31 protein-coding genes are annotated in these 26561 nt (G+C 68.5%); 9 read left to right on the top strand and 22 right to left on the bottom strand.

Features of this window, described 5'->3' with window-relative positions:
• Window positions 1–10: 10 nt before the first annotated feature.
• Complete coding sequence (locus tag PQI23_RS03290; RefSeq protein ID WP_339971498.1) at window positions 11–1117, bottom strand: ketopantoate reductase family protein; 1107 nt, start codon at window positions 1115–1117, stop codon at window positions 11–13.
• An 82-nt stretch (window positions 1118–1199) separates the two neighbouring features.
• Between PQI23_RS03290 and PQI23_RS03285 the strand changes: the two genes are divergently transcribed.
• The 5 genes from PQI23_RS03285 to dcd all read left to right on the top strand — a co-directional run bounded on the left by PQI23_RS03285 (window position 1200) and on the right by dcd (window position 5115).
• The gene (locus PQI23_RS03285) at window positions 1200–2297 is read left to right on the top strand and encodes a ketopantoate reductase family protein (protein ID WP_339971496.1); all 1098 of its coding nucleotides are present in this window, start codon (window positions 1200–1202) and stop codon (window positions 2295–2297) included.
• The gene (locus PQI23_RS03280) at window positions 2294–2605 is read left to right on the top strand and encodes a Dabb family protein (protein WP_339971494.1); all 312 of its coding nucleotides are present in this window, start codon (window positions 2294–2296) and stop codon (window positions 2603–2605) included. The genes PQI23_RS03285 and PQI23_RS03280 overlap by 4 nt, the downstream gene beginning before the upstream one ends.
• Entirely contained in the window at window positions 2602–3651 is a 1050-nt protein-coding gene (locus PQI23_RS03275; RefSeq protein WP_339971492.1) for a ketopantoate reductase family protein, read from the top strand. Before PQI23_RS03280 ends, PQI23_RS03275 begins: the two co-directional genes overlap by 4 nt.
• Window positions 3652–3730: 79 nt before the next feature.
• On the top strand, window positions 3731–4441 hold the full coding sequence (locus tag PQI23_RS03270; protein ID WP_339971490.1) for a helix-turn-helix domain-containing protein: 711 nt from the start codon (window positions 3731–3733) through the stop codon (window positions 4439–4441).
• 68 nt (window positions 4442–4509) lie between these two features.
• A complete protein-coding gene (gene dcd, locus PQI23_RS03265) occupies window positions 4510–5115 on the top strand; it encodes a dCTP deaminase (protein WP_339971488.1) in 606 nt (201 codons plus the stop codon).
• 16 nt (window positions 5116–5131) lie between these two features.
• Here dcd and PQI23_RS03260 read toward each other — a convergent pair whose 3' ends face one another.
• From PQI23_RS03260 to PQI23_RS03220, 9 genes are all read right to left on the bottom strand, one after another.
• Window positions 5132–5470 carry a DMT family transporter gene (locus PQI23_RS03260; RefSeq protein WP_339971486.1) on the bottom strand — a complete coding sequence of 113 codons (339 nt, stop codon included), beginning with the start codon at window positions 5468–5470 and terminating at the stop codon, window positions 5132–5134.
• A complete protein-coding gene (locus PQI23_RS03255) occupies window positions 5467–5841 on the bottom strand; it encodes a DMT family transporter (RefSeq protein ID WP_339971484.1) in 375 nt (124 codons plus the stop codon). Before PQI23_RS03255 ends, PQI23_RS03260 begins: the two co-directional genes overlap by 4 nt.
• Complete coding sequence (locus tag PQI23_RS03250; protein WP_339971482.1) at window positions 5838–6155, bottom strand: hypothetical protein; 318 nt, start codon at window positions 6153–6155, stop codon at window positions 5838–5840. Before PQI23_RS03250 ends, PQI23_RS03255 begins: the two co-directional genes overlap by 4 nt.
• 19 nt (window positions 6156–6174) lie before the next feature.
• Entirely contained in the window at window positions 6175–8175 is a 2001-nt protein-coding gene (locus PQI23_RS03245) for a cytochrome c oxidase assembly protein (RefSeq protein WP_339971480.1), read from the bottom strand.
• 128 nt (window positions 8176–8303) lie between these two features.
• Window positions 8304–8582 carry an HU family DNA-binding protein gene (locus PQI23_RS03240; protein WP_339971478.1) on the bottom strand — a complete coding sequence of 93 codons (279 nt, stop codon included), beginning with the start codon at window positions 8580–8582 and terminating at the stop codon, window positions 8304–8306.
• Between the two features lie 353 nt (window positions 8583–8935).
• A complete protein-coding gene (rpsN, locus tag PQI23_RS03235) occupies window positions 8936–9241 on the bottom strand; it encodes a 30S ribosomal protein S14 (protein WP_010155689.1) in 306 nt (101 codons plus the stop codon).
• Window positions 9242–9243: 2 nt separating this feature from the next.
• Window positions 9244–9411: a 50S ribosomal protein L33 gene (gene rpmG, locus PQI23_RS03230; protein ID WP_010155688.1), complete on the bottom strand. Its 168-nt coding sequence runs from the start codon at window positions 9409–9411 to the stop codon at window positions 9244–9246.
• Window positions 9411–9647 (bottom strand): 50S ribosomal protein L28, encoded by a 237-nt coding sequence (gene rpmB / locus PQI23_RS03225; RefSeq protein WP_010155686.1) that lies wholly within the window; start codon window positions 9645–9647, stop codon window positions 9411–9413. Before rpmB ends, rpmG begins: the two co-directional genes overlap by 1 nt.
• A gap of 149 nt (window positions 9648–9796) precedes the next feature.
• Window positions 9797–11095, bottom strand: a complete 1299-nt coding sequence (locus PQI23_RS03220; RefSeq protein ID WP_339971475.1) for an acyltransferase family protein — start codon at window positions 11093–11095, stop codon at window positions 9797–9799.
• A gap of 55 nt (window positions 11096–11150) precedes the next feature.
• Here PQI23_RS03220 and PQI23_RS03215 point away from each other — a divergent pair, with 55 nt between their 5' ends.
• Both PQI23_RS03215 and PQI23_RS03210 read left to right on the top strand, forming a co-directional pair.
• On the top strand, window positions 11151–11960 hold the full coding sequence (locus PQI23_RS03215) for an SGNH/GDSL hydrolase family protein (protein WP_339971473.1): 810 nt from the start codon (window positions 11151–11153) through the stop codon (window positions 11958–11960).
• A complete protein-coding gene (locus PQI23_RS03210; protein ID WP_339971471.1) occupies window positions 11957–13183 on the top strand; it encodes an MFS transporter in 1227 nt (408 codons plus the stop codon). The genes PQI23_RS03215 and PQI23_RS03210 overlap by 4 nt, the downstream gene beginning before the upstream one ends.
• Here PQI23_RS03210 and PQI23_RS03205 read toward each other — a convergent pair.
• From PQI23_RS03205 to PQI23_RS03165, 9 genes are all read right to left on the bottom strand, one after another.
• Window positions 13171–14307 (bottom strand): threonine synthase, encoded by a 1137-nt coding sequence (locus tag PQI23_RS03205; RefSeq protein WP_339971469.1) that lies wholly within the window; start codon window positions 14305–14307, stop codon window positions 13171–13173. The two genes, PQI23_RS03210 and PQI23_RS03205, sit on opposite strands and share 13 nt — an antisense overlap.
• Before the next feature lie 18 nt (window positions 14308–14325).
• Complete coding sequence (locus PQI23_RS03200) at window positions 14326–15285, bottom strand: amino acid ABC transporter permease (RefSeq protein WP_339971467.1); 960 nt, start codon at window positions 15283–15285, stop codon at window positions 14326–14328.
• Window positions 15282–15932, bottom strand: a complete 651-nt coding sequence (locus PQI23_RS03195; protein ID WP_339971465.1) for an amino acid ABC transporter permease — start codon at window positions 15930–15932, stop codon at window positions 15282–15284. Before PQI23_RS03195 ends, PQI23_RS03200 begins: the two co-directional genes overlap by 4 nt.
• Window positions 15933–16035: 103 nt before the next feature.
• Window positions 16036–16917, bottom strand: coding sequence for a glutamate ABC transporter substrate-binding protein (locus tag PQI23_RS03190; protein WP_339971464.1), 882 nt, complete (start codon window positions 16915–16917; stop codon window positions 16036–16038).
• 84 nt (window positions 16918–17001) lie between these two features.
• Window positions 17002–17778 carry an amino acid ABC transporter ATP-binding protein gene (locus tag PQI23_RS03185; protein ID WP_339971463.1) on the bottom strand — a complete coding sequence of 259 codons (777 nt, stop codon included), beginning with the start codon at window positions 17776–17778 and terminating at the stop codon, window positions 17002–17004.
• Between the two features lie 144 nt (window positions 17779–17922).
• Complete coding sequence (locus PQI23_RS03180) at window positions 17923–18717, bottom strand: metal ABC transporter permease (RefSeq protein WP_339971462.1); 795 nt, start codon at window positions 18715–18717, stop codon at window positions 17923–17925.
• Window positions 18714–19625, bottom strand: a complete 912-nt coding sequence (locus PQI23_RS03175) for a metal ABC transporter permease (RefSeq protein WP_339971461.1) — start codon at window positions 19623–19625, stop codon at window positions 18714–18716. The genes PQI23_RS03180 and PQI23_RS03175 overlap by 4 nt, the downstream gene beginning before the upstream one ends.
• On the bottom strand, window positions 19622–20491 hold the full coding sequence (locus PQI23_RS03170) for a metal ABC transporter ATP-binding protein (protein WP_339971460.1): 870 nt from the start codon (window positions 20489–20491) through the stop codon (window positions 19622–19624). Before PQI23_RS03170 ends, PQI23_RS03175 begins: the two co-directional genes overlap by 4 nt.
• Window positions 20488–21627: a metal ABC transporter substrate-binding protein gene (locus tag PQI23_RS03165; RefSeq protein ID WP_339971459.1), complete on the bottom strand. Its 1140-nt coding sequence runs from the start codon at window positions 21625–21627 to the stop codon at window positions 20488–20490. Before PQI23_RS03165 ends, PQI23_RS03170 begins: the two co-directional genes overlap by 4 nt.
• A 67-nt stretch (window positions 21628–21694) precedes the next feature.
• Here PQI23_RS03165 and PQI23_RS03160 point away from each other — a divergent pair, with 67 nt between their 5' ends.
• Window positions 21695–23098 carry an amidase gene (locus PQI23_RS03160; protein WP_339971458.1) on the top strand — a complete coding sequence of 468 codons (1404 nt, stop codon included), beginning with the start codon at window positions 21695–21697 and terminating at the stop codon, window positions 23096–23098.
• A gap of 156 nt (window positions 23099–23254) precedes the next feature.
• Window positions 23255–23698, top strand: a complete 444-nt coding sequence (locus PQI23_RS03155; protein ID WP_339971457.1) for an Hsp20/alpha crystallin family protein — start codon at window positions 23255–23257, stop codon at window positions 23696–23698.
• 82 nt (window positions 23699–23780) lie between these two features.
• On the opposite strand, the gene PQI23_RS03150 is transcribed toward PQI23_RS03155, so the two are convergent.
• From PQI23_RS03150 to PQI23_RS03140, 3 genes are read right to left on the bottom strand one after another with little or no spacing between them, the layout of a single operon-like run.
• Window positions 23781–24581, bottom strand: a complete 801-nt coding sequence (locus tag PQI23_RS03150; RefSeq protein ID WP_339971456.1) for an SDR family oxidoreductase — start codon at window positions 24579–24581, stop codon at window positions 23781–23783.
• Window positions 24582–24614: 33 nt separating this feature from the next.
• On the bottom strand, window positions 24615–25652 hold the full coding sequence (locus PQI23_RS03145) for a Gfo/Idh/MocA family protein (protein ID WP_339971455.1): 1038 nt from the start codon (window positions 25650–25652) through the stop codon (window positions 24615–24617).
• Complete coding sequence (locus PQI23_RS03140; RefSeq protein ID WP_339971454.1) at window positions 25649–26545, bottom strand: sugar phosphate isomerase/epimerase family protein; 897 nt, start codon at window positions 26543–26545, stop codon at window positions 25649–25651. The genes PQI23_RS03145 and PQI23_RS03140 overlap by 4 nt, the downstream gene beginning before the upstream one ends.
• Between the last annotated feature and the right edge of the window lie 16 nt (window positions 26546–26561).

Genomic DNA, 26561 nt, shown 5'->3' with positions numbered 1-26561 from the left:
CTGGCCCGCCCTATCGCGGAAGGTACCGCTGTGCAGGGCGCTCGGCCGAGCGCGCCGGCACGAGCACCGGTGATCGCAGCGCTTCGCGAAGCATCTCGACGTTCGCGGTGCTCGGCACGAGCTCGCCCCGCTCCACCTTGACACCGAGTTCGAGAATTCTCGCGTTCACCGGCGCATCGAGGCCGTACCTCTTCGCGAGCTCGACCACTTCTGCATGCAGTTCGACGACCTCGCTCCGGCGGTGCTTCATCCAGTCCTGCAGCACCGTCGCGCGGGAGTCGGGTTGAATGTAGTTCTCGACGAGGTTGTCGAGGATGGATGCCACGTACGTCTCGGGCGACGCCGCTTCGTCGCCCTCCATTCCGAAGATCGGCCGGACGGAGTACCCGTGCGCCTGCGCCGCCGCCACGGCTTCGTTGCCCGCGGCCAGCATCACCTCCCGCATCCCGGGGTACCGGGCGCAGTCCGCAATCGATAGATCGAGAACTGCGGAGGTGACCAGTTCGGCGACGTTCAGAACGAGCTTCATCCATTTCGCCGACTGGATGTCGTCGGTCTCCTCGACCACCCCGACGCAGCGCAGCAGTTCCGCTGCGACCGGCACGTGCCGTTCGGCCGCGGGGCTGAGCGCCCCGACGGCGAACCAGCAGCGCTCGGGCGCGGAGTGGCGTTCGACCAGTCCCGGCGTGTACATGGCAGAGGTCACCTCGATCACGGCCCCGACAGTTCGCTCGGAACCGACGACATCGGCGATCACGTCGGCGGTCATGCCGTTCTGCACACCCACCACGAACGAGTTCTCGTGGAGCAGCGGCTTGATGAGCTCGCATGCCCACCGTGTGTCGTACGCCTTCATCACGAGCAGCACGGCGTCGAACGGTTGTCGCATCTCCGCAATCTCGCAGAGGTGGTGAGTCAGAACGCGCGTGCTTCTGACCGTATCGTCGAGCTGCACACGGATCCCGTGTTCGCGGATCGCCTCGACGTTCGACGGCCACTGATCGATGGCAACCACATCAACACCGTGCTCAGCGAGGTCCGACGCGATGATCGACCCGTTCGCGCCTGCCCCCAGTACCGCTACGCGGAGTCCGTCCATGTGGTTCTTCTCGCTCACCCGTTCCTCCTTGAACAGCTGTGGTGTATGGTTTCGTTAATTGTAGCTGTACAAGTTATCCGACGGGAAGGACAACGGCGCCATGACGGTTGGAAAGCCGCGCATCGCGGTGCTCGGAGCAGGCGCGAACGGAGCGTCGATCGGCGCCGACATGGCGCGGGCCGGCCTCGATGTCTCCCTCATCGACCAGTGGCCCGCCCACATCGAGGCGATACGCGCCCACGGCCTGACCGTCGAGATGCCGGATCGCACCGTGACTGCGGAGATCCCGGCCTTCCACCTGTGCGAGGTCGCCGAGATGCGGCAGCCCTTCGACATCGTGTTCTTGTCGACGAAGACCTATGACACCCGATGGTCGGTGCAACTGATCGCTCCGCTTCTGCACCGTTCATCCGTCGTCGTCGGCCTGCAGAACGGCATGACCATCGACGACGTCGCCGATATCGTCGGGGGCGAACGCACGATCGGAGCGGTGCTCGGCATCGCCGCCAATATGTTCGAACCGGGTCGCGTCGTGCGTCAGGTGCCGCCCGAGGGAACGTGGTTCACAGTCGGCACGCTCGACGGCACTCGAACGCCGCAGCTCGAAGCGGTTGCCGAGGCGCTGTCGCACGCGGGCACCACGGAGATCACCGAAGACATCCGGTCTTCGAAGTGGATGAAGCTCATCGCGAACATCCCCGAGATGCTGCCCTCCGCCATCCTCGGCGTACCCCTGCTCACCGCGGTGGAGCAGCGCGACATGCGCCGCGTCATGGACGCCGCGTCTCGCGAGGCGTACCGGCTCGCGGTCGACGCGGGCATCACGATGCTTCCGATCTTCGGGAAGACCGCCGAAGATGTTCCGGATTCCGACCGGTACGCTCTCGACCTGCTCGATGCAGTGCTCGAATCCTATTCGCTGCCCGACACGCGCGTCGCCGTGCTGCAGGATTGGCAGAAGGGCCGTCGAGCGGAGCTCGACGGCTTCAACGGGTACATCGTCGAACTCCGCGAGCGGCTCGGCGGGGAGGCGCCGGTCAACAGCGCGATCCTCGAGATCGGAGAGCGCATCGAACGCGGCGAACTGGTCCCGAGCCTCGCGAACGCCAAGCTTCTGCGCGAAGCAATCATGGAACCGATCACCGTGCCCGCTCGCACCGAGCGGCGCGTCGAGCAGAAGAGGATGGACCGCCCATGATCCGCCATATCGTCACATTCCAATTCGCGGCGACAGATCCGGAGGGTCGCGCTGCAGCGGCGAATCGTCTGCGAGCAGCGCTCGAACCGCTCGCGAATTCCATTCCGGGTGTGCAGTCGCTCGAAGTCGGCATCGATGACGGAGGCATCTCGGGGCACTGGGATGCTGCACTCGTCTCCGTGCACGATTCAGCCGAAGCGCTCGCCGCCTACCAGTCTCACCCCGAGCACCTCGCCGCCCTCGCCGTGATCGCCGAGCTCACGGCGAGAAAGTCCGTGGTCGACTTCGAACTCGGCTCTGCACAGTGACGAATCTCCGCATCGCGGTACTCGGAGCCGGTGCGAATGGCGGCGCCATCGCGGCCGCACTCACCGATGTCGGAGCCGACGCCGTCGCTGTGGATCCGTGGCCCGCGCACGTCGAGCGCATGCGAGCAGAGGGTCTGACGGTCCGCGACTCAGAGGGTCGCGAGCGCGTCTCACCGGTACGTGCGCTGCACGTCTGCCAGCTCGCCGAGCAACGCGCTCGCTTCGACATCGTGGTGCTGGGCGTCAAGGCGTACGACACCCGTTGGGCGTGCGAACTCGTGAAGCCGTATCTCGCCGACGACGGCTTCATCGTGGGCGTTCAGAACGGGGTCACTCTCGACACGGTCGCCGATATCGTCGGCCCGGACCGCTCCGTCGGCGCCGTCATCGAGGTGGCCGCGAATCTCATGCAACCGGGAGTCGTCGTTCAAGAGGCTCCGATGTGGCTCGCACTCGGGGGTGAAACCCCTGCCGCCCAAGAGCGGGCGTCGATCGCGGCGGAGGCGCTCGCCCCCGCCGCAACGACAGTGGTCGTCGACGACATCCGCTCCGCGAAATGGATGAAACTCGTCGCCAACGCGTGCGAGCTCGTGCCGAGCGCGATCCTCGACCTGCCTCTCGCCGAAGCGATCTCGAGACCCGGAATCCACGAGTTCATGCTTGCAACGGGAGAGGAAGCACTCGCAGTGGCCCTTCGAGCGGGCCAGCGGATCGTGCCCATCTTCGGCAACGATGTCGATGAGGCGACTCTGCATCCGAATCGGTACGTCGAGCACCTCCTCGGCGTCGTACTCGAAACGTACACGTCACCCACGACACTCACCACGGTGCTGCAGGATTGGCGAAAGGGGCGGCGCGCGGAGATCGACCAGCTGAACGGGTACGTCGTCGAGATGTGCGCCGTCGACGGCGGGAGCGCGACGGACGAAGCGCTGGATGCTCCATTGAACCGTCGAGTGCTCGACCTCGCGCGGGCTATCGAGAACGGCGAGCTCCAAGCCGGGGAATCGCTCGTTCCGTCACTCACCGGCACCGAGACGGGATGAGTTGTCTGCCATGACTACACTGAAAAGCACCACGGCTGCACCTCACAGCATCGCCGCTCACGCAGGAGGACCTCCACACATGTCCGATTCCATCGGCGCCCGACTTCGCGAAGCTCGCGAAGCGCAAAGCATGAGCCTGCGCGCGCTCGCATCTGCGATCGGCGTCTCCCCGAGTCTTCTCTCGCAGATCGAGACGGGAAAGACGAAACCGTCGGTCAGTACGTTGTACTCCCTCGTCTCCCAGCTGAACATATCCACGGACGCTTTGCTCGGGCGAGAGCCCCACGAGCCGTCGCCCACACCCTCGCCGCAGCCGACGCCGGTGTTCGCGCCGAACCCGACGACGAGTTTCAACTTTCAGGCATCCGCCGACAACCCCACGCTCGAGATGGATAACGGGGTCAAGTGGGAGAAGCTCTCGGTGCTCGGCGGCACCGATGTCGAGGCCCTCCGCGTGACGTATCAGCCGGGAGCCTCCAGTTCGATCGAAGGGCGCCTCATGCGTCATTTCGGCATCGAGCACGTGTATCTCATCACCGGTGAGCTCACGCTTCAGCTCGAGTTCGATACCCACGTCATCAGGGCCGGTGACTCCATGGCATTCGATTCGCAACGCCCGCATCTGTTCGTCAATCGAGGCGACGAACCGGCCTTCGGCATCTGGTATGTGACCGGCCGTTCGGGCGCAGCGCAGAATTCTGCGCGCGGATCTGAAGAAGTGCTGACCAAGCAGGCCCACGACGAGGTTCTGAATTCTGCGGTCGACGTCCTCCGGAGCTTCCGCGGCTGATTCCCTGACGCGCCGATGCTCGATCCAGCGCCATGCCGTGGGCGCGCGCAACCCCGTAGAATCGTCCCGTGCTGCTCTCAGATCGCGACATCAAGGCCGAACTCGAATCGGGACGCATCGGGCTCTCTCCGAGCGAGGCGTCGATGGTGCAGCCCTCCAGCGTCGACGTGCGGCTCGACCGGTACTTCCGACTGTTCGACAACCACAAGTACGCGGTGATCGATCCCGCGGAGGAGCAGCCCGAACTGACGCGTCTGATCGAAGTCGACCCGGAGGAGGGGTTCATCCTGCATCCGGGTGAGTTCGTGCTCGGGTCGACGTACGAGCAGGTCTCGCTGCCCGACGACATCGCGGCGCGTCTCGAGGGAAAGAGCTCGCTGGGGCGGCTCGGCCTCCTCACGCACTCGACGGCCGGCTTCATCGATCCGGGCTTCGAAGGGCACGTCACACTCGAGCTCTCCAACGTCGCGACCCTGCCGATCCGCCTGTGGCCCGGCATGAAGATCGGCCAGCTCTGCTTCTTCAAGCTCACGTCCCCCGCAGAGCGCCCCTACGGATCAGGGGCGACCTTCTCGCGCTACCTCGGCCAGCGGGGCCCGACGGCTTCGCGTTCGCACCTCAACTTCCACCGCGCCGACGTGACGACGACCGCAGCGGGAGCGCCGGGCGCCTGATCCTCCACGTACGCGGCTAGTGCTGCGCGCCCAGTTCGACGAGCAGCACACCCGCACCGATCAGCGCGATTCCGGCGCCCATCACCCAGGTCAGCGGCTCCTTGAAGAGCACTCGACTCATCACCGCCGTGAGCGCGACGCCGACCGCAGCCCAGATGCCGTAGGCGACGCCGAGCGCCATCCCGAGCGAGAGCGTCAGCGACAGCATCACGAACGCCGTCAGGTATCCGACGACGACGGCGATGAACCAGAGCCGGTTCGGGCGCTTGCCCGCGGGCGCAGTCGTGGCGACGCGCAGTGAGAGCGACGCGGATACCTCGCTGATGATCGCCACGATCAGCGTGCCGAACATCACGCCTCCACCACGCCTGGCTCGCCGTGCGCGGAGCGTGCCGCCTTCCGATGGGCATGCTGCGAGCCGAGTTCGACGAGCAGCACGCCCCCGATGATCAGCACGATCCCCGCTCCCATGAGCGCGGTGAACGGCTCGTGGAACACGACAGTCGAGAGCCCGGCGGTGAGCGCGACGCCGGTCGCTCCCCAGATTCCGTACGCAACGCCGAGAGGCATGCCCAGCGACAGCACCTTCCCCAGGCAGACGAACGATCCGACGTAACCGACGGCCACGGCCGCGTAGAGCGCGGGCGCCTCGAGCGCGCCCTTCAGACTCATCGACCCGGCGACCTCCAGCAGTATCGCCCCCGCTAAGAAGTACCAGGCCCTCACTCGCCCGCTCCGGCACCGCTCGCGCGGCGCGCCTCCGACTCGGCGACGATCTCCTGCTGCCGCTTCATCTGCCGGGTCAGCACCATCGACAGCACGAACCCGCCGACGAGCGCGACGCCGATGAGCGCAACCAGTCCGATGTCGGGGTCGATCACACGAGCGACGTACATGAGCACGATGAGGATCGCGAGAACCGCGCCCTCCGTCAGCGCGAAGCGCAGAAAGAACTTCATGCGCGCTCGCGACAGCGCATCGAACTCCCGTCGGCCGATGTCATCGAGGTGCGGCAGGCCGTGCGGTGCGGGGTGCGTCATGCTCCGAGGCTAGCAACGATCATCGCCGCTGCGCGGCGCGCTTCCCATCACGGCGCGCCTGCTCGGCCAGCATCTCGTTGTAGGCCTCCAGCTCGGCGCCTCCCGAGCGATCCTCGGCGCGATCCTTGCGCTTCTGCTCCTTCTCGTCGCTGCGAGACCATTGAATGGCGACGATGAGTGCGAGGGCGAGCGTCGGCAGCTCGCCGATGCCCCAGGCGATGCCGCCACCCGTCGACTGGTCCTCGAGCGGCGGCGCGCCCCAGGTGCGGCCCATCGCACCGTACCAGTCGGAGAGCAGTAGACCGTCGCCGGTCATGATGGTGACGCCGAAGAAGGCGTGCGACGCCATGGTCGCGAACAGGGTGACGATGCGCAGCGGGTACGGGAAGCGGTAGGGCACCGGATCGATGCCGATCATCGACAGGTTGAAGAGGTAGCCCGAGATCAGGAAGTGGATGATCATCCACTGGTGCCCCAGGTGCTCCTCGGCGGCCCAGCGCGCGATCGGGGTGAAGTAGAACACCCACAGCGAGCCAGAGAACATGATGGCGGCGACGGCCGGGTGGGTCACGATCTTCGAGAAGGGGGTCTGCACCGCCCAGAGGATCCACTCCCGGCCGCCCCACGAACCGTCGCCGCGCTTGTGGGTCGCCCGCAGTGCGAGCGTCACCGGGGCGCCGAGCACGAGGCAGAGCGGAATCAGCATCGCGAACATCATGTGGCCCAGCATGTGGACGCTGAAGAGGTACTGCTCGTAGGCGTTGAGCGCCCCGTTCGTGGTGTAGGCGAGCAGCAGGATGCCGAGCACCCACGCGGTCGTGCGCCCGGCCGACCAGCGGTCGCCTCGCCGGGCGAGGCGGACCACCGCTGCCGCGTACATCGCGATGGCGAAGACGCAGACGAGCACCCAGAGCAGGTCGAACTTCCACTCGGTGAGGTAGCGCATGGGAGTCAGCTCGGGCGGCAGCGGGTCGCCCGTGAGCCACTCGGCGGGGCTGATGCCGCCCGGCTGGTCGCGCGCGGGTTCGACGGCCACCGGGGTGGCTGTGCGTCCGAGCGCACCGGCGATCCCGCTCGCGACGCCCATGACCACGAGTTCGCTCACCACGAACCAGGCGAATGGTCGCATACCGAGAGCCGAGTCGGCGATGTGCGCGATGAGCCGCACGCGCTGCATGGCCCCGAATGCGCCGAGCACGATGAGCGAACCCGTCTTGAGCAGCACGAGCTGCCCGTACCCGGTGCCGAAGAGCGCGTCCCACGTGCCGATCCGCAGCCAGGCGCTCACGACGCCCGAGGCGGCGACGCCGATGAACGCGAGCAGCGCGAGCGACGAGTAGCGGGCGGTGATCGTCGCGAGGCGCCTGTGATCGACCGTGCGCGCGACGAAGATCAGCGTCAGCAGACCCCCGAGCCACACGGCGGCACCGACGATGTGCACGAGCAGCGCGTTCACCGCGGCGCCGTGACCAGACGCGCCGGCAGCGTGCCCCTGCTGGGCGAGGGGCAGGGCGGTTGCGAGTGCCGCCACCAGCACGACCAGCGTCAGCTTCCTGCCGCGGATCGCGAATGCGAGCACCGTCGTGACGGCAGCGAGCATCAGCTCGAGCAGCCAGAGCTGCCCGAGCTCGATCTCCGTCAAGAACTGGGCGAGACCCGCGCCGAACGAGGCATCGCCGGAGAACGGCTGGCTCGACACGTCGAGGTAGGTGAACAGCGTGGCTGCCGCACTCGCAACCGTCAGCACCGCTGCGGACCCAGCCGCGAAATCCATGGCGAGCCGAGTCTCCGCTCGATCGCTCGCGAAGACCCAGACCGACATCACGATGGACCCGATCAGACCGGCCATGGCGACGTTCACGATCGTGCGGGTGACCGGCAGCCCGACACGAACGAACGCACCCGGGTCGGCGAGCGAGCGCTCGGCGGCCGCACCGCCGATGCCGAGGCCGAGCCACAGGGCCAGCAGTGTCGCTGCGAGCAGCGCGGCGGGGGCGAGAACGCGGACGAAACGGGGCACCCGACTAGCCTACGCGCACTGCGGTGGGAGCTCGGTCGGCGACGACACCCCCGCTCGGCGGGAGACCCGCCTCAAGACGACGAAACCCCCGAGCCGCGCAGCGACCGGGGGCTTCGAGGAAGACGAAGTTACTTGACAGCAGCCTTCAGCTTGCTGCCGACCGACACCTTGACGCGCTTGCCTGCGGGGATGTCGATGGACTCGCCGGTGCGGGGGTTGCGGCCGGTGCGAGCAGCGGTGGTCGCGGTCTCGAAGGAGATCCAGCCGGGGATCGACACCTTGTCGCCAGCGGCAACCGTGTCGGAAACAGCGGAGAACAGCCCGTCGAGCACGCTGGAGACGGCGGCCTGGCTCTGTCCGGTCTCGGCAGCGATCTTCGCGACAAGCTCGGTCTTGTTGAGTGCCATGTTGTGTCCTTCCAAGGCGATGCGCCGCAGCCGGGCACGCCCCTAGATCTGAGTTCAGGGTTCCCTCCGGGTGGAGGGTCCGATCGAATGATCGGTACGAATCTACCTCAATTCGGCGGAATGATGCGGAACTTCGGTCGGGGATTCCTCAGACTCACGTCGCCTCAGCCGGAATTGCCGCTGATCGGAGACGATTTCCAGTGCCGGTGGCGAGCTACGCAGAACGGCGCGGACCCCGAAGGATCCGCGCCGTTTCAGCTCAAGCGGCTGTTACCAGCTGCAACCAGCTGTTACCAGCTCGATCCACCGCTCACGCGGCCGACCGAGCCCAGCAGTGCTTATCGGTCGAGCTGTTACCAGCTCGACTTGGTGATGCCGGGCAGCTCGCCCCGGTGCGCCATGTCGCGGAAACGCACACGCGAGACGCCGTACTTCGTCAGCACACCGCGGGGGCGGCCGTCGATGACGTCGCGGCTGCGCACGCGCACCGGCGAAGCGTTGCGGGGCAGCTTCTGCAGGCCCACGCGTGCGGCTTCGCGGCTCTCGTCGGTGCCGTTCGGGTCCACGAGGGCCTTCTTCAGCTCGAGGCGCTTCGCCGCGTAACGCGCAACGATCGCCTGACGCTGCTTGTTCTTCGCAATCATGCTCTTCTTCGCCATGATTAACGCTCCTCTCGGAAGTCGACGTGCTTGCGGATGACCGGGTCGTACTTCTTGAGCACGAGACGATCGGGGGTGTTGCGACGGTTCTTCTTGGTCACGTAGGTGAACCCGGTGCCCGCCGTCGAACGGAGCTTGATGATCGGACGTACGTCCTTGTCCTTCGCCATTAGAGCTTCACCCCGCGCTTCTGCAGATCAGCGACTACCGACTCGATGCCACGAGCGTCGATCATCTTGATGCCCTTGACCGAGAGGGTCAGGGTCACCTTGCGGCCGAGCGAGGGCACGTAGTAGGTCTTCTTCTGGATGTTCGGATCGAACCGACGCTTGGTGCGACGGTGCGAGTGCGAGATGTTGTGTCCGAAGCCGGGAACGGCGCCGGTCACCTGGCACACTGCTGCCATGATGTTTCCTCTCATACCGTGAGACCGGACGGCCTCACCCAAGATTTCTTGTCTGCACGAACCTGCGGCGAAATCGATGATTGACGCGCCGCGACCGGTTCACGCGGTCTGTGCACTGGGACGGCGCACAGCCAAAGACCGAGCTTACGTCACAACCGAGTGGCGCGCAAGCCGGGCGTGTCGCTCGCGCGGCTCGGCTCGTTCGGCGCCCGAGTCGGGCCGCCCCGGGTGAGCCACAGAACCGAGGCCACGAGCACTGCGAGCGCTGCAGCCGATCCCCAGTTGAGGTACCCCTGCGTCAGCACCCACCCTACGGAGACCACCAGCATGGCGGTCGCTCCGAGCGCCGCCCACGACGGCATCTTCCGCGCGCGAACTCGCGGCCAGGACCGCTCGAGGCGCACCACGATCGGGCAGAGACCCGCGAGCACCACGGCGATCGCCAGCAGCCAGGGCACGCGGGTCAGCCACCACTGCGGCGTGAGCGGCTCGATGAACGGGAGTCCGATCGCCGACTGCACACCGACGACCACACCCATAGCGACCGTGTGCCACAGGTAGATGGTCATGCCGAAGGTGCCGAGCGCGGCTACGGGGACCAGCACGCGGGGCCGGCGTACGATACGGCGGATCGCAGGTTGCAGCAGGGTGAACAGGTACACCTGCGCGAGGCCGAGGAGAAGCAGCAGCACGGTCGGAGGATTGAGGTTGTCGAGCATGTCGGGCGAGTACCCGAACCCCCACACGGCCGCTCCGATGACGCCGTAGGCGGTCATCGCGAGCAGGCCGAGCAGCCAGCGCGGCCGTCGCGCGTACCACCCGTCGCGCACGCCGAAGCCGAGCTGCTGCACGAAGAGCCAGACGAACAACCAGTTCAGCGGCGCGATCGGGACGCCGCCGAAGCGGCTGAGCACATCGACCGCGACGGCGCCGGCGGCCAGTGCGAAGTACGTGGGCCACGCGGCGACGCGATGCAGCCGGGCCATCACCGGCACGAACGCGGTGCAGATCGCGTACACCGCGATGAACCAGAGCGGCTCCGCCAGCCGGAACGCGAAGCTGTGCAAGAAGCCGGGGTCGGCGCCGCAGAGCGCCATGATGCCGAGGGTTGCGAGCACGCCGAGCATCGCCGTCAGCGTGGGCCGCGCCAACCGGAGTGCGCGGGATCGCAGGTAGTCCCTCGCGGTACCGCCCTCCCCGCTGAGTCGTCGCCAGTTCGTGATTCCGGCGAAACCGCCCGCGATGAAGAACGTCGGCATGATCATGCCGACCCAGGTGATCCATACGAGCGGTTGCCAGTGCGCGAGGGCGTTCTGCGCGCGCAGCGGGTCCCCCGAGATGCCCATCTGCAGGGCGTGCAGCACGACGACGACCGGCAGGCACAGAGCACGCACGGCATCGATCGAGAGGTCGCGATCCGGCGGGATCCTGGGCAGCTGCGTCACCACCCGCCCAGCTTAGGCCGCGGGGCGGCATGGAGCGCGATGGGCGTAGGCTGTGCCCGTGAGCGAGTCGCACGAAGCCACCGATCAGGCCCCGATCCGCTATGTCGCCATCGGCGACAGCTTCACCGAGGGGGTCGGCGACGAGCGACCCGACGGCTCGGTGCGCGGCTGGGCCGATCTCGTCGCGCAGGGCCTCGCCGACGCGACGGGTACGGCCGTCGACTACGCGAACCTCGCCATCCGCGGCCGTCTCCTCGCGCCGATCATCGCCGAGCAGCTCGAACCGGCGCTCGCGCTGCGCCCGACGATCGTGACGTTCAACGGGGGCGGCAACGACATGCTGAGACCGCGCACGAATATCGAGTGGATCGCGGCCCAGACCGAGCATGCGCTGCTGCGCATCCGAGAGTCGGGCGCCGAGCCCGTGCTGCTCGCGGGGGCGAACCCGACCGCGGGGCTCCCGGGAGGCGCGCGGGTGCGCGTGAAGGGCGACGAGTTGGTGCGCGCCGCTCGAGCCATCGCGGAGCGACTCGATGTGCGCTTCGCCGACAACTGGAGCGACCCCGAGCTCGCGGGTGGGCAGTACTGGTCGCCCGACCGGCTCCATCTCGCTCCGGTCGGGCACCATCGCGTCGCAGCCAACGTGCTCCGAGCGATGGGGTACGCAGCCCCGCTGGACTGGGAGGTGCAGGCCGGGCCGATCCCTCGCCCGACACGGCGGGATCAGCTTCGCTACACTCGCGAGCACGTCTTCCCGTGGGTGCAGCGACGCCTCACCGGCCGCTCGAGCGGTGACGGACGCACGGCGAAGTACGCGCAGTGGACGCGCATCGAGCCGCGAGCGCTCGACTCCGCTCGCACCGCATGACCGCGCGCCTCGGCTCGAGCGCTCGCGGCCGCGGAGCATTCGCGGGCGCGTTCGCGCTCATCGGGCTGCTGCTCGTGGCGGGGAACCTGCGCGCGAGCCTCACGTCGGTCGGCCCGATCCTCGATCGACTGCAGTCGGAACTCGGGCTCACGTCACTCGCCGCATCCATGCTCATCAGCCTTCCCCTCCTCGCGTTCGCCGGCGTCTCGCCGATCGTGCCGAGCATCGCCGCGCGCCTCGGGCTCGAACGACTGCTCGGTGCGAGTCTCGCGATGCTCGCCGCGGGCATCGTGCTGCGCTCCGTCGGCGGGGTGTGGCTCTGGGTGGGGACGGTCGTGCTCGGCGTCGCGATCGCGTCGCTGAACGTCTCACTCCCATCACTGGTCAAGCGGGACTACCCGAGGCGCATCGGGCAGGTGACGGGAGCGTACTCGGTCGTGCAGTCGGTGTTCGCCGCGATCGCGGCGGGCGTGTCCGTGCCGCTCGCAGACGCGTCGAGTCTGGGGTGGCGGCTGTCGCTCGGTCTGTGGGCGGGATTCGCGCTGCTGGCGCTCGCCGCACTCGTACCGCGCATCCTGCGCACCGGTTCGCCCCGCGACGCTGCACCCAGCGAGGTGATCGCGCTCCCCGGAGGGGGCACCTCGCGCGACCAGTTCTCCCCTTGGCGCTCGGCGCTCGCATGGCAGCTCACCGCGTTCATGGGCGTGCAGTCCGTGGCGTACTACATCCTCATCCTCTGGCTGCCGTCGATCGAGGTCGCATCGGGCATTTCACCGGCGGCGGCCGGGTTCCATCTGCTCATCCTGAACGCCGTCGCCATCATCGGCAGCACCGTGTGCTCGGCGCTCATCCCTCGGTTCCGCGATCAACGGGGGCTCGGCGCCGTCTCCGGGCTCTTCTTCGTGGTGGCCGCACTCGGGCTCGCGTTCGCGCCCGAGTGGGGCGCGGTCTGGGCCGGGTGCGGTGGCCTCTCGGGCGGCATCTCGATCGTGCTCGCACTCTCCTTCTTCGGGCTGCGCACCCATCACCACCGCCACGCCGCAGCGGTCTCCGGTATGGCGCAGGCCGTCGGATACCTGTGCGCCGCCGCCGGCCCGCCTGCCATCGGGCTGCTGCACGACGCGACCGGTTCGTGGGCGCCCGCCCTCTGGACGCTCGGCGGCATCGGCGTGCTCCTCATGGGCCTCGGGGTGCTCGCCGGTCGCGATCGCTACGTGCGGTAGGCGGGCCGGGGAGGCTCGGCCTTCAGGCCGGAGCCGGTGAGCAGCACGACGGTCGTCTCGGAGGGGAGGATCGCGCCGCGCTCGACGAGCAGCCCGAATCCCGCGGCTGCGGTCGCGCTCGTCGGCTCGACGTACAGCCCGCGCGAGGCGAGTACTGCGTGCGCAGCGCTGATCTCCTCCTCCGGCACCGCAACCGTGCCGCCGCCGCTCTCGCGGAGCACGTGGAGCATCACGTCGAGACGAATCGGCCGCGGGATCGCCGTGCCCTCGGCGATGGTCGGGCGCGCTTCGCGGGCGGGCGCGGGGTCACCGGGTTTCACGTGGAACGCCGCATCCACGGGCGAGCAGTTCAGAGGCTGAGCAGCGTACAGTCTCGGAAGCCGCTCGATCTGACCGCTGCGCAGCAGTTCGCGGAAGCCGAACGCGCAGCCGAGCAGGCTGCTGCCCGCCCCCACCGGCATCACCACGGCATCGGGGGCGCGGAACCCGAGGTCCTCCCAGATCTCGTAGGCGAGTGTCTTGGTGCCCTCCAAGAAGAAGGGCTGCCAGTTGTGGCTCGCGTACCAGCCCTCGCCGCGCTCGGCTGCGGCGATCGCGGCGTTCTGCGAGGCGACGCGCGGTCCTGCGACCGGTTCGATGCGCGCCCCGTACGCTCGCGACTGCACGAGCTTGCCGGGCGAGGTGCTCGCCGGCGCGAAGACGGAGACGTCGAGCCCGCCGGCGGCGCCGTATGCCGCGATCGAGGCGCCGCCGTTGCCCGAGCTGTCCTCGATCACGGCACGCGCTCCCTGCTGCCGCAGCACCGAGAGCATCACGCTCGCCCCGCGATCCTTGAAGCTGCCGGTCGGCGAGCACCATTCGAGCTTCCAGTGCGGTCGCGCGCTTCCCCAGGTTCCCTGCACCAGTGGCGTTCGCCCCTCGCCGAGCATGATCGGCGCATCGACCTCGATCGCGAAGGCCGCCCGATAGCGCCACAGACCTGGAGCGCCGACCTCGATATCCGCACTCGTGATCCCCCGCCCGGGCTCGAGGAGGAGCGGACCGCCCGCATCCGAACGCCAGCGACCCGGCTCGAGCGCGTATCGTGCGCCCGAAGCCGGGTCGAGGTACATCGGTTCACTCACGTGCGTGCGCGGGCGACGTCAGCGCGCCCGCCCCCGCCCACCGGTGGCATCGTCACCGGGTCCGAGTTCGCCCTCCCCGGCGGCGAGCCCGGTGCCGACCTCGCCTCCGACCGCGGCGGCGACCGCAGGTTTCTTCACTGCCGCCATGGGCTTGCCGCTGCGCATGGCGGCGAGACGACCGGCGCGTCGCCCGAGCCACGACACCGTGAGGTTGATGGCCAGATAGATGACGACGGCGACGACCCAGAACGTGAAGAGGTAGCGGTTTCCGTAGAACGTGGAGGCCTGCTTCACGGTCGACGCGAGTTCGGAGTACGCCACGATGTACCCGAGCGAGGTGTCTTTCAGCAGCACGACGAGCTGCGCGATGATGATCGGCAGCATCTGCGTGAACGCCTGCGGGAACTCGATGAGCAGGCGCGTTCGCACCGGCGTCAGGCCGATCGACAGGCCCGCCTCCCGCTGCCCCTTGTTCAGTGCGACGATGCCGGCCCGGAGCGCCTCGCCGATGATGGCGCCGTTGTAGACGATGAGCGCGATGACCACCGCGCCGAACGCCCCGGTCGACGCCACCAGCAGGATGAAGAGCATCATCAGCAGCACGGGCATGCCGCGGAAGAACTCGAGCAGCACCGTCGTCGGAATGCGGATGAAGGGGCTCGTCGCCAAGCGGCCGAACGCGAAGACCATGCCGAGCAGCACCGCGCCCACCATCGCGACCGCGGCGGCTTGCAGCGTGTTGAGCACACCCCGGCCGATGAACTGCCAGACCTCGCCGTAGGCGAGCACGTCCCAGCGCGATGCGTCGAACATGCCCGGATTCTCGTTGCCGTTGACCGAGATCTGGGGCTGGGCCAGGCGCCAGATCACCCAGCCGAGCAGCGCCGCGAGCACGATCACTCCGACGACCGAGATGATGCGGGAGCGCCGGCGCGCCTTCGGCCCCGGAGCGTCGTAGAGGACTGTCGCCGTACTCATCGCAGCACCCGCACCTTCTTCTCGATCTGCCCGGCGATGAGGCCGAGCGGAATGGTGATCAACAGGTAGAAGCAGGCGACCCCGATGAGAATCGGGATCACCGCCTGCCCGTTGTTGTTCGTGAGCTGGCGCGCCGTCGCGAACAGCTCGACCACGAAGAAGCCGCCGGCGACGGAGGTGTTCTTCGTCAGCGCGATGAAGACATTGATGAGCGGCGGAACGACCATGCGCAGCGCCTGGGGCAGCACGATGAGCGACAGGGTCTGGCCGAAGCCGAGGCCGATGGAGCGCGCCGCCTCGGCCTGCCCCACGGGCACCCCGTTGATGCCGCTGCGGAGCGCCTCGGCCACGAACGGCGAGGTGTAGACCGCGAGACCGATCGACGCGAGCACGACGTAGGGCGGCTTGTCGGGCACGATCAGCGGCAGCACGAAGACCATGAACAGCAGCAGGAGCGTCAGCGGGATGTTGCGGATCAGCTCGGTGTACGCCGTCGCGAAGCCGCGGAGCGAGGCGACCGGGCAGATGCGCATCACGGCCACGAGGAGGCCGATCAGCAGTGCGCCGAGGCCGCCGAACAGCAGCAGCCGCAGGGTCATCAGGAAGCCGGCGAGGATGTCGCCGGCATTCGCGAGTAGGACATCCACGAACGGGATCCCTTCGTCAGGGCGGATCCCGGGGGCGGTGTGTACCGCCCCCGGGTCAGCTCAGTTCCAACAGATGGTCGGAGCGGTGAGGCTCCGCACCCGATCAGTAGCGGTCGACGGTCGGGGGCTCCGGGGTCTCGAGCACCGCGCCGGCGGTCTTCTCCCAGGCGGCCTCCCAGTCGCCGTTGTCGAAGGACTCCTCGAGCGTGTCGTTGATGAAGGTGCGGAACTCGTCGTCGCCCTTCATGAGACCGATGCCGTAGGGCTCCTCCGTGAACGGGTTCTCGACGACCTCGAACTCGCCCTCGTTCTGGTCGGCAAGGCCGGCCAGAATCACGTTGTCGGTCGACACCGCGACGACCTCGCCCGAGCGCAGCGGCTCGAGGCAGTTGGAGTAGGTGTCGGTGGCGAGCACCTCGACGCCCGCCTCCTTGAGGTTCTCCTCCGAGGTCGAGCCCGTGACCGAGCAGACCTTCTTCCCCTTCACGTCGTCGATGCCCGTGATGCCGTCGGGGTTGCCCGAGAGCACGAGCAGATCCTGGCCGGCGATGTAGTACGGGCCGCCGAAGTCGATGACCTGCTTGCGTTCGTCGTTGATCGTGTAGGTGGCGATCACGAGGTCGACCTCGTTGTTCTCGATGAAGGGCTCGCGGTTCGCGGAGACCGCTTCCTTCCACTCGATCTGATCCTCGGAGAGGCCGAGCTTCGCGGCGATGATCTTGCCCATCTCGACGTCGAACCCCTCGGGAGAGTTCGTCGTCGGGTTCATGAGGCCGAAGAGCGGCTGATCGTACTTCGTGCCGATCGTGATCTTGCCCGCTTCGTTGAGCTTCGCCATCGTAGTGCCCTCGTCGAACGTGACGTCCTCGGCGGGCGCCGGGGCCGACGACTCATCGCCGGCGTCGTTCGGCGAGCCCGAGGCGCAGGCGGTCAGGGCGAGGATTCCAGTTGCGGCGAGCACGGCTGCGTACTTTGCGATTCGCATGGTGTCTGCTTTCTCTTCGGTGAGTGGGGTGAGCCCGTGGCGGATGGTTCCGTCGAGGCTCGGTCGACCGGAGTGGAGGTCGGGTCAGTGGCCCAGGATCTTCGACAGGAAGTCCTGGGAACGAGAGGTCTGCGGGTCGGTGAAGAACTGCTCGGGCGTCGCCTCTTCGACGATCTGCCCGTCGGCCATGAAGATGATGCGATCCGCGGCGCGACGCGCGAATCCCATCTCGTGCGTCACCACGACCATCGTCATTCCGTCATTAGCGAGCCCGATCATGACGTCGAGCACCTCGTTGATCATCTCGGGATCGAGTGCCGAGGTCGGCTCGTCGAGCAGGATCAGCTTGGGATCCATGGCGAGAGAGCGCGCGATGGCGACGCGCTGCTGCTGCCCGCCGGAGAGCTGCGACGGCAGCTTCTGCGCCTGGTTCGCGATGCCGACGCGGTCGAGCAGTGCCATCGCCTTCTCCTCCGCCGCCTTCCGCGAGAGCCCGCGCACCTTCATCGGCCCGAGTGTGACGTTCTGCAGGATCGTCTTGTGCGCGAAGAGATTGAACTGCTGGAAGACCATGCCGACGTCGGCGCGAAGCGTTGCGAGCCCGTTGCCCTCCTCGGGAAGCGGCTGCCCGTCGATCGAGATCGTGCCCGAGTCGATCGTCTCCAGGCGGTTGATCGCGCGGCAGAGCGTCGACTTGCCCGATCCCGATGGACCGAGCACGACGACCACCTCGCCGCGCCCCACCTGCGTGTTGATGTCGTTCAGCACATGCAGGTCGCCGTAGTGCTTGTTCACCGCATCGATGATGACGAGTGGCTCTCGATCGTCGCGGACCACTCTGACCGCTGTCGTGTCTCCCATGCTGCGATCGTACAAACACCGGGGTGGGCAGCGGGAGAACTTGTGCGGCTCCCACAAACCTGACTAGGGTGAGTCAAAACTCCTGATCGCCGGTGAGAACGCCCACGAGCAGCGCACGGAAGCGCCGAGCGTCTCTCAGAATTGTTACCGAGCTGACATCTTCCGGGGCCGAAACGCGGCGCAGACGAGGAAGATCGCTGTGAGAACGAGGCCCACGGCTCCTCCGGCCGCGACGGAGAACTCGCGCGAGATCCACAATCCGACGAGTGCTCCGACGACGCCGATCACTGCCGAGATCACCGGAATCCACTCGAGGCGCTGCGTGAGCACGCGCGCTGCGGCAGCCGGAGCGATGAGTACCGCGACGCCGAGGATCGCGCCCACCGCGGGCATCGCGACGACGACCGAGGCGGCGACGATGCCGGTTACCACGAGTTCGATCGGCCAGCTGCGGAAGCCGGCTGCCGCGAATCCCACCGGGTCGAAGGTGTGGAAGAGGATCCGTCGGCCGAAGACAGCGGCGAGCAGGAGGGCTGCGACCAGCACTGCCGCGGTCGCGGCGACGTCCGACGCGTTCACGCCGAGCGGCGAACCCACGAGGAGCGCCTCGACGGGAACGCCGAGGCCGGGGTTCAGAGCCGCGAGCAACGTGCCGAGCGCGAAGCCGAACGAGAGCACGACGCCGCTCGTGACCTGGCGCCCCTGCCCGGGGATGCGCGCCAGGAGCGCCATGGCGAGCACGAGCACCAGTGCGAAGAACGCCTGCCCGATCAGCAGGTTCCAGCCGAGCACGGCGAACACGACGCCGCCTGGAAACGTCGCGTGACTGAGCGCCACGGCGAAGAACGAGCGCCGGCGGAGCACGATCAGCGTGCCGGCGACACCGGAGAGCAGCCCGAGCAGCGCGAGTTCGAGCGCGGCGAGCGCGAGATAGCTCATGCGGAGGCCCTCCGCTTCCTCTGCTTCCGCAGCGCCGTCGCTCCGGTGCGGATCAGCGCCGCGAGCACGTACGCCGCGACGAGAACCAGCACGACGACGGCTCCGGGAGACACGGTGGCGCCGAGCGACGTCGACCACTCGAACGAGAGCCACAACCCGGCCACGCCGGCTCCCAGAGGCAGCAGCATCGCCATGGGAATCAGCAGCGCGAAACCGCGCGTGAGCAGACGGGAGGCGGCCATCGGCACCGTCAGCAGCGCGATCACCATCAGCACGCCGAGGGCCTGCACGCCCGCCACGACCAGCAGCGCCACCGCGACCGAGAGGGCGAGGTCGGCGCGGAGCACGCGGAAGCCCGCGGCTTCGGCGCCGGCCGAATCGAAGGAGCGGAAGAGCTGGGCTCGCCAGGTGCACCCGACGATCCCGACGGCCACGATCGCGACGATCAGGATCTGCCAGAGCTGCGCCTCGGTGACGGTCAGGAGCCGCCCGAAGAGCAGCTCCGTGAGCTCCGAGACGTACCCCTCCTGCTGCGAGACCAGCACCACGCCGAGGCTGAAGAGCCCGGTGAGCACCACCGCGATCGCGGCGTCTGCGCCCACACCGCCGCGATGCTCGATGATCGTGAAGAGCACGGCCGCCAGGATCGCCGCGACCAGTGCGCCCGGAAGCAGACCTGCGGATCCGCCGATCAGAGACCCCGCGACCAGGCCGGGAAAGACCGAGTGCACGAGCCCATCGCTCACGAACTCGAGTTCGCGAAAGCTGATGAACAGCCCGACGACGCCGGCCGCGACCGCGAGGATCGCGACGGTGAGCAGTGCGCGCCACATGAACGGCAGCGCGAAGATCTCGAGCGGGCCGGATTGCACGAGGTGCAGCGCGGGCGCCAGCACCGTCGGAATCACTCCGTCTCCCGCGTGGTGGTCACGGTGTGGTGGTCGAGTTCGACGGTCGTGTCCTGGAAGGCGTGCTGCACCGCGTCGAGCGTCAGGGCTGCATCCACCGAGCCGTAGGCGGCGGGGTGGCCCGGTTGATTCGGGTGGTGCCCGCTCGCCAGCAGCAGCGCGTGGGAGCACGCCTCCTGCGCGATCTCGAGGTCGTGCGTCGAGACGATGATGGTGCGGCCCTCGGCGCGAAGCTCGCGCACGAGCCGCAGCAGCACGTCGCGGTTCTCGCGGTCGAGCCCGTTGAACGGCTCGTCGAGGAGCAGAAGCTGAGGATTCGATACCAGTGCGCGCGCGAGTATGCCGCGCTGCTGCTGGCCGCCCGACAACTCGCCGAATCGCCGATGCGCCCACGCGGAGAGACCCACGCGTTCGAGCGCCTGCGAGACCGCGGCCCGCCCGCTCCTGCCGATGGGGCGGAGTGCCCCGCGCGAGCGGTAGAGCCCCATGGTCACGACCTGACGGAGGGTGATGGGGAGTGCGGCGTCACGCGTGTCCGCCTGCGGCAGCGAGCCGATGCGCGGGCGGGCGCGATCCGGGGCTTCGCCGAGTACCCGGACCGACCCTGCGGTCAGATCGGCGAGACCGAGGATGCCGCGCAGCAGCGTCGACTTGCCCGACCCGTTCGGCCCGATCAGCGCGACTGCCGCGCCCGCCGGCACCGCGAGCGTCAGGCGTTCGACGCGAGGGGTGCCGTCGTACCCGAATGCCGCACCGTCGAGCACGAGGGCGGCGTTCGCCGCGCCCGTCGACTCCATCGCGCCCGGGGCCGCGCAGTGCTGCGCGTCGCCGTCGTCGTGTGCTGCTGCGTCGCGTGCGGCGGTCATCCCTGCAGACTATCGGGCACCGCGTCCACCTGCGCGCCCCACGCGTCGAGAATGAGCGCCGTGTTGTGCACGGTGGCGCCGATGTACGTCGACCCGTCGCTGTCGGGGGCTCCGAGGGAGTCCGCGTACAGGTTCTCGGAGTCGACCACCTCGACGCCCGCCTCGTCCGCGATCGTCTGGGCCAGCTTCGGGCTCATCGAGGATTCGACGAACACCGCCTTCACTCCGTGCTCTTCGATGGCGGCGACGAGCGCATCGATGTCGGCGGCGCTCGGTTCGGCGTTGTCCTCGAAACTCGGCAGAATCGACCCGACGAATTCGATGCCGTAATCGTGCAGGTAGTAGCGCAGCGAATCGTGGCCGCTCACGAGCACGCGCTCGTCTGCCGGTACGCGCTCGAACTGGGTCGCGATCCAGGTGTCGAGCTCCTGCAACCGCTCGGTGTACTCGGCGGCGCGCTGTTCGTAGTCGGTTGCGTGGTCCGCGTCTGCAGCGGCGAGGCCGTCCGCGATCTCCGCGACCATGCCGATGGCGTTCTTCGGCGAGGTCCAGATGTGCGGGTTGACGTCGCCGTGGTCATGATCGTGATCGTGCTCGGCGTGGTCGTCTTCGGCGTGATCGTGCTCCGCGTGATCGTGCTCCGCGTGATCGTGATCGTCTTCGGCGTGGTCGTGGCCCGCCTCCTCGGCGTGCTCGTGATCGTGACCGTGATCGTCGGCTTCGCCGCCCTCGGCGGTGATGCGCTTCGCCTCATCGAGATCGATGCCGTCTGCCGCGGTGACGATCGTGCCGTCGAACCCCGAGGCGTCGACCGCGTCGTCGATGAAGGTCTCGAGATCGGCGCCGTTGACGATCAGCACATCGGCCTCCCCGAGGGCCAGCAGATCGGACGGGCTCGGGTCGAAGTGGTGCGCGGAGGCATTGGGCGAGAGCAGCCCCGTGAGATCGATGTCGTCACCGCCGACCTCGCCTGCGAAATCGGTCAGCTGGGTGGTGGTCGCGACGACCTTCAGCCCGCCTTCGCCGCCCCCCTCACCCGCGGCGGCTCCCCCGCTGCACGCGGTGAGCGCGAGCAGCGATGCCAGGGCTGCGCTGGCGAGAACGGCGGGCTTCGTATTCCGGGGCTGAGGTTTCATGGCACACTTTCTAATGAGAACGAGTATCACTATACACCCCCTGTTCTCGCGCTCGTAAGCTGAATGCATGGAAGCAGGGGCCGCGCCCGAGACCGCGATCGACTGGCGCGACGCGCTCCGGCAGGGCGAGATCTCCGCCCGCGACGCGACCGAGCTCGTGCTCTCCCGAATCGAGGATCGCGCAGAGCTCGGAGCGTTCCTCACCGTCACGGCGGAGCAGGCCCGGGCAGAGGCGGCTCGCGCAGACGAGCGCTTCGCGTCGACCCCGCGCCGGGAGCGCGAGCACCTGCCCAGACTGCACGGCCTTCCCATCGCGTTCAAGGATCTCGTCGACGTCGCCGGAGCAGCGACGTCCCGGGGCAGCGCAGCCCTGCGCCACCCAGTCGCGGCGACCGACGCGCCGGGGGTCGCAGCGCTCCGCGCCGCGGGCGCGATCCCACTTGGCAAGACGCAGGTCCCCGAACTCGGCCTCACCGGCTACTCGGAGAACGCCATCGCACCCCCGGCGCGCAATCCGCTCGACCCGACGCGCACCCCAGGCGGGTCATCCGGCGGCAGCGCGGCGGCGATCGCGGGCGGGCTCATCCCCGTCGGCCCAGGAACGGACGGCGGGGGATCGATCCGCATCCCCGCCCTCGCCTGCGGCCTCGTCGGCCTCAAACCGGGGCTCGGAGCGGTTCCCGGCGATCTCGGCAGCGGTGCCGCGCCCTCCCTGCACGACGAGTTCGGAGCGCCGCGACTCACGGTCAGCGGCCCGCTCGCCAGGAACGCACTCGACGCCGCGATGCTCTACGATGCCCAGCGCGGAGCCGCCGGAGAACCCGCGCTCAGGGCTGTGCAGACCGCCGATGCCCTCATCGGGCTGCGCATCGCGTACACGGAGGCGTCGCCGTTCTCCTCCGTGTACCCGATCTCGCTGAGCGGCGAGGCAAGGAGCGCCGTCGAGATCGCGATCGACCGGCTCACCGGCCGCGGCCATCACATCGAATCGCCCCACTTCGTCTACGACCCGGAGTACCCCGAAGCGTTCACGACCTCGTGGACGGCCGGGCTCTCCCGGCTTCCCCTCACGCCGGCGGCCGCCGCGCGGCTCATGCCGCTCACCCGCACCTTCCGCGAACGCTCGCTCGCTCGGGGCGACGAGTCTTTCACGCGCGCGGGTGCGCGCCTGCGGGGCTTCGCCGCCGACGTGCGCGCGCAGTGGGGTGCGTTCGATGCAGTGCTCACTCCGGGCCTGACGATGCTCCCGCCCCGCATCGGAGCGTTCACATCGCTGGACGCCGACGATGACTACCGACTGCAGTGCGAGTGGGCCCCCTTCACCTCGATGGTCAACGTCTCGGGGCTGCCCGCGATCGCGGTGCCCGTACTGCGCCTTCCGACGGGACACGCGATGGGGGTGCAGCTCATCGGTCGAACGGGGGGCGAGGAGCTCCTGCTCCGGCTCGCCGTGCAGCTCACGACGGAGTGATGGAACGGCGCCGGGGGCGCTCGGCGCCGTCCGCATTCCCGCGCAGATTCCAGGAATCTTGCAGCGTCCTTCATTAGCACTCTCAGGTGCAGAGTGCTAATTTATAGGCACATCGAGTGACCTCCACTCACGTTTCACTGGAAGGAGATAACCATCATGGCAATGACGTTCGATCCCTTCAGCGAGCTGGACCGCTGGGCAGCGGGCGCGCTGCAGCAGGCGCGCTCGGGGCCCCGGCAGATGCCCGTCGATCTGCAGCGGGACCAGGAGCGGTACGTCCTGAACGCCGATCTGCCGGGCGTCGATCCCGGGTCCATCGATATCGACGTCGACGGTCAGCTCTTGACCATTCGCGCACAGCGCACGGCCGACGCCGCCGAGGGCTCGAAGTGGTTGACGCGCGAGCGCCCCTCCGGCACCTACCTGCGGCAGTTCAGCGTGGGTCAGGGCGTCGACATCGCCGGCATCTCGGCGTCGTACGACAACGGCGTGCTGAGCGTCGTGATCCCGGTCAGCGAGCAGGCCAAGCCGCGCAAGATCGCGGTGCAGGGCCAGTCCGAGCACCTCGAACCCGACGCCCAGAAGTCGCTGACGCACTAGGGCACGCGCGAGCCGGGGGTGCTGTTCGGGCACCCCCGGCTCTGCTGCGCGCGCCGCACGGCCGCTGGGCCGCGCGTCGCGGCTACTGATCGTAGGCGCCCGGAACGTTCTGATCCCAGTCGATGATCGAACCGGTCACGACGCCGCTGCGACCGCTCAGCAGGAAGACGATCGCGTCCGCGATCTCATCGGGGCGACCGAGCTTTCCCATGGGCTGCTCCGACTCGGCCCGCTCGAGCCAATCATCATCGGCACCGTGGAAGGTCTGCTGCGTGACCGCCTCCCCCGGCGTGGCCGTCCACCCGATGTTGAGCCCGTTGATGCGGATCCGATCGAAGCGGTGCGCGAACGCCGCATTCTTGGTGAGCCCCGCGAGGCCGGCCTTCGACGCCACGTAGGGCGCGAGATACGGCTGCCCGCCGTGCATCGACATGCTGATGACGTTCACGATCGTGCCCGGCTCTCCGCGGCGACGCATGTCGGAGACCGCTCCCTGCATCGTCATGAACGGCGCGATGACGTTGAGGTTCAGGTGCTCCTGCAGCAGCTCGCGGGAGGTGTCGAGCAGCGCGCCTCGCGAGGTCGCCCCGGCGGCGTTCACGAGGGCGTCGACGCGGCCGAAGCGCGCGACGGCTTCGGCGACCGCGCGCTCGGCCTCTCCCGCCTCGGCCAGATCGGCGATGATCGCAGAGGCCTCGAATCCGGCCGGATCCGAGGCGCACCGGCGGATGGCGGCGAGCGCGGTCTCCGCCTTCTCCGCGCTCCTGCCCACGATCACCACTCCTGCGGCTCCCTCTCGTGCGGCCGCCTCCGCGACTGCGCGCCCCAACCCCTGGGTGCCACCCGTGACGAGAACGATTCTGCCGGTGAGTAAGTGCTGCATGGTGTGCTCCTGAACGTGATCGGTGGATGCGGGTCAGACGTCGAGGCGCCCCGGTCGCAGCGGAAGGCCGGCGCGCGTGTACACCTCGTCGATCAACGCCATGGTGCGCCGCGAACGCTCGAGATCGACGCGCGACCGCTCTGCAGAGCGCACCGCTGCGCGAATGCGACGCAGCTGATGCGTGTACGAGGAGGACGTGCCGATGTGCTCGACCCGCTCCTCGAACCCGGCACCGCTCGTCGTGCGTACGATGAGCCGCCCGTCCTCCTGCGGCTTCACGAAGTTCGGCAGCACGACCTCGCCGAGCGCACCGCTCAGGCGGAGGCCGAAGTTCCACTCCGGGCTGACCATGCTCGTGTGCACGGCCGCGCTCACTCCGCCCAAATCCAGACCCGCGACGACCGTGGCGTCGACCCGCGCATCGCCCTCGTACGGCTCGGCTCGCGCGGATTCCAGCGCGAGAGGCGCTTCGGCGGGCAGCGCCGAGCCCGCGAGCTCATCGCCGAGCAGCAGCAGGGCGTGCAGCGCGTAGCAGCCCAGATCCATGAGCGCGCCGCCCGCCAGGTCGAAGCTCCAGCGCGGGTCGCCCGGGTCGGGAGCGGGCATATCCATGTGCACGTCGATGCCGCGGATCTCGCCGATCGCGCCCTCGCGCACGATGCCGATGAGGCGGTGCACACCGGGGTGATCGGCGTAGTGGAACGCCTCCCAAGCCCACCCGCGCGAGAGCTCCAGCCTGGCCGCGACGCGATCGAACTCTGCGAGATTCGACGCGAAGGGCTTCTCGACGAGCACATTGCGTCCCGCCTCGAGCGCTCGTGCCGTCCACTCCGCATGCAGGGCGTTGGGCAGGCCGATGTAGACGAGGTCGAGTGAATCGTCTGCGATGAGCGTCTCGTAACTCGCCGCTGCCGACTCGAACCCCCGGTCGGCGGCGTAGCGTCGAGCGCGCTCGGGATCCCGCGCCGCCACGGCGGCCCGAACGTCGCCGGTCTCCTCCGTCGCCGCGATGATCGACGCATCGGCGATGCGAGACGCCCCCAGCATGCCGATGCGCAGCGGTGCACTCACGCCGCTGCCGTTCCGTCGTGCTCCCCGAGAGCGCCGCGCAGATAGGCGACGCTCCGCCGGGCGTTGTCGAAGGCCGTCTCCGCATCTGCCTCGTTCTCGACCACCGTGTCCTGCTCGAGCACGTACCAGCCGGAGTATCCGGCGTCGCGCAGCGCGGAGACGATCTCGCCGATGCGCGCATCGCCGGAGCCGAGCGACCGGTACATGCCCTGCCGCACTCCTTCGCGGTAGTCGATCTCTCCCGCGCGCACCCGGGCCGCGACGGCGAGGCTCACATCCTTCAGATGGGCGTGCACGATGCGCCCCGCGTGCTGTTCCACGAAGACGACCGGGTCTCCGCCGCCGAGCGTGTAGTGGCCCGTATCGAGGCACAGGCCGATGCGCGACCCCGCGACGACGCGCTCCACGGCCTCGGGTGTCTCGACGACCGTGCCGAGGTGGGGGTGCAGCGTCGCGACGACACCGACCGCCGCGGCGGCGTCGAGCGCGCGATCGAGGTTGCCGAGCAGCGTGGTCCACTCCGCTTCGGTCAGCTGAACCGTGCCGTCGTAGCCGGCTTCTCCCGTCACGGCGGAGAGCACCAGCGTCGTCGCTCCGGCGGCGACGTACGCCTCGAGTTCGCGCTCGATCGACGGCAGCGGATCCTGCGCATCACGGTGGAGCACGACGGGGAAGAACCCCCCGACCGCGCTGAGCCCCGCGGCGGCGAGCGCTGCGGCTCGATCTTCCGGAGCATCGGGGAGAAACCCCTCCGGCCCGAACTCGGTCGCGGTGATGCCCAGCGAGACCATCTCCGCGAGCACGCGGTCGCGCTCGAGCTGCAGGCCCCAATTCGGAACTTCGATGACTCCCCAGCTGATCGGGGCTGATGCGATGCGTGCAGAGCGTGCCATGTGCGACTCCTTCGTC

The sequence above is a fragment of the Leucobacter sp. USCH14 genome (assembly GCF_037619215.1).
Classification (GTDB): Bacteria; Actinomycetota; Actinomycetes; order Actinomycetales; family Microbacteriaceae; genus Leucobacter.
This window is presented reverse-complemented; position numbering and strand designations above follow the sequence as displayed.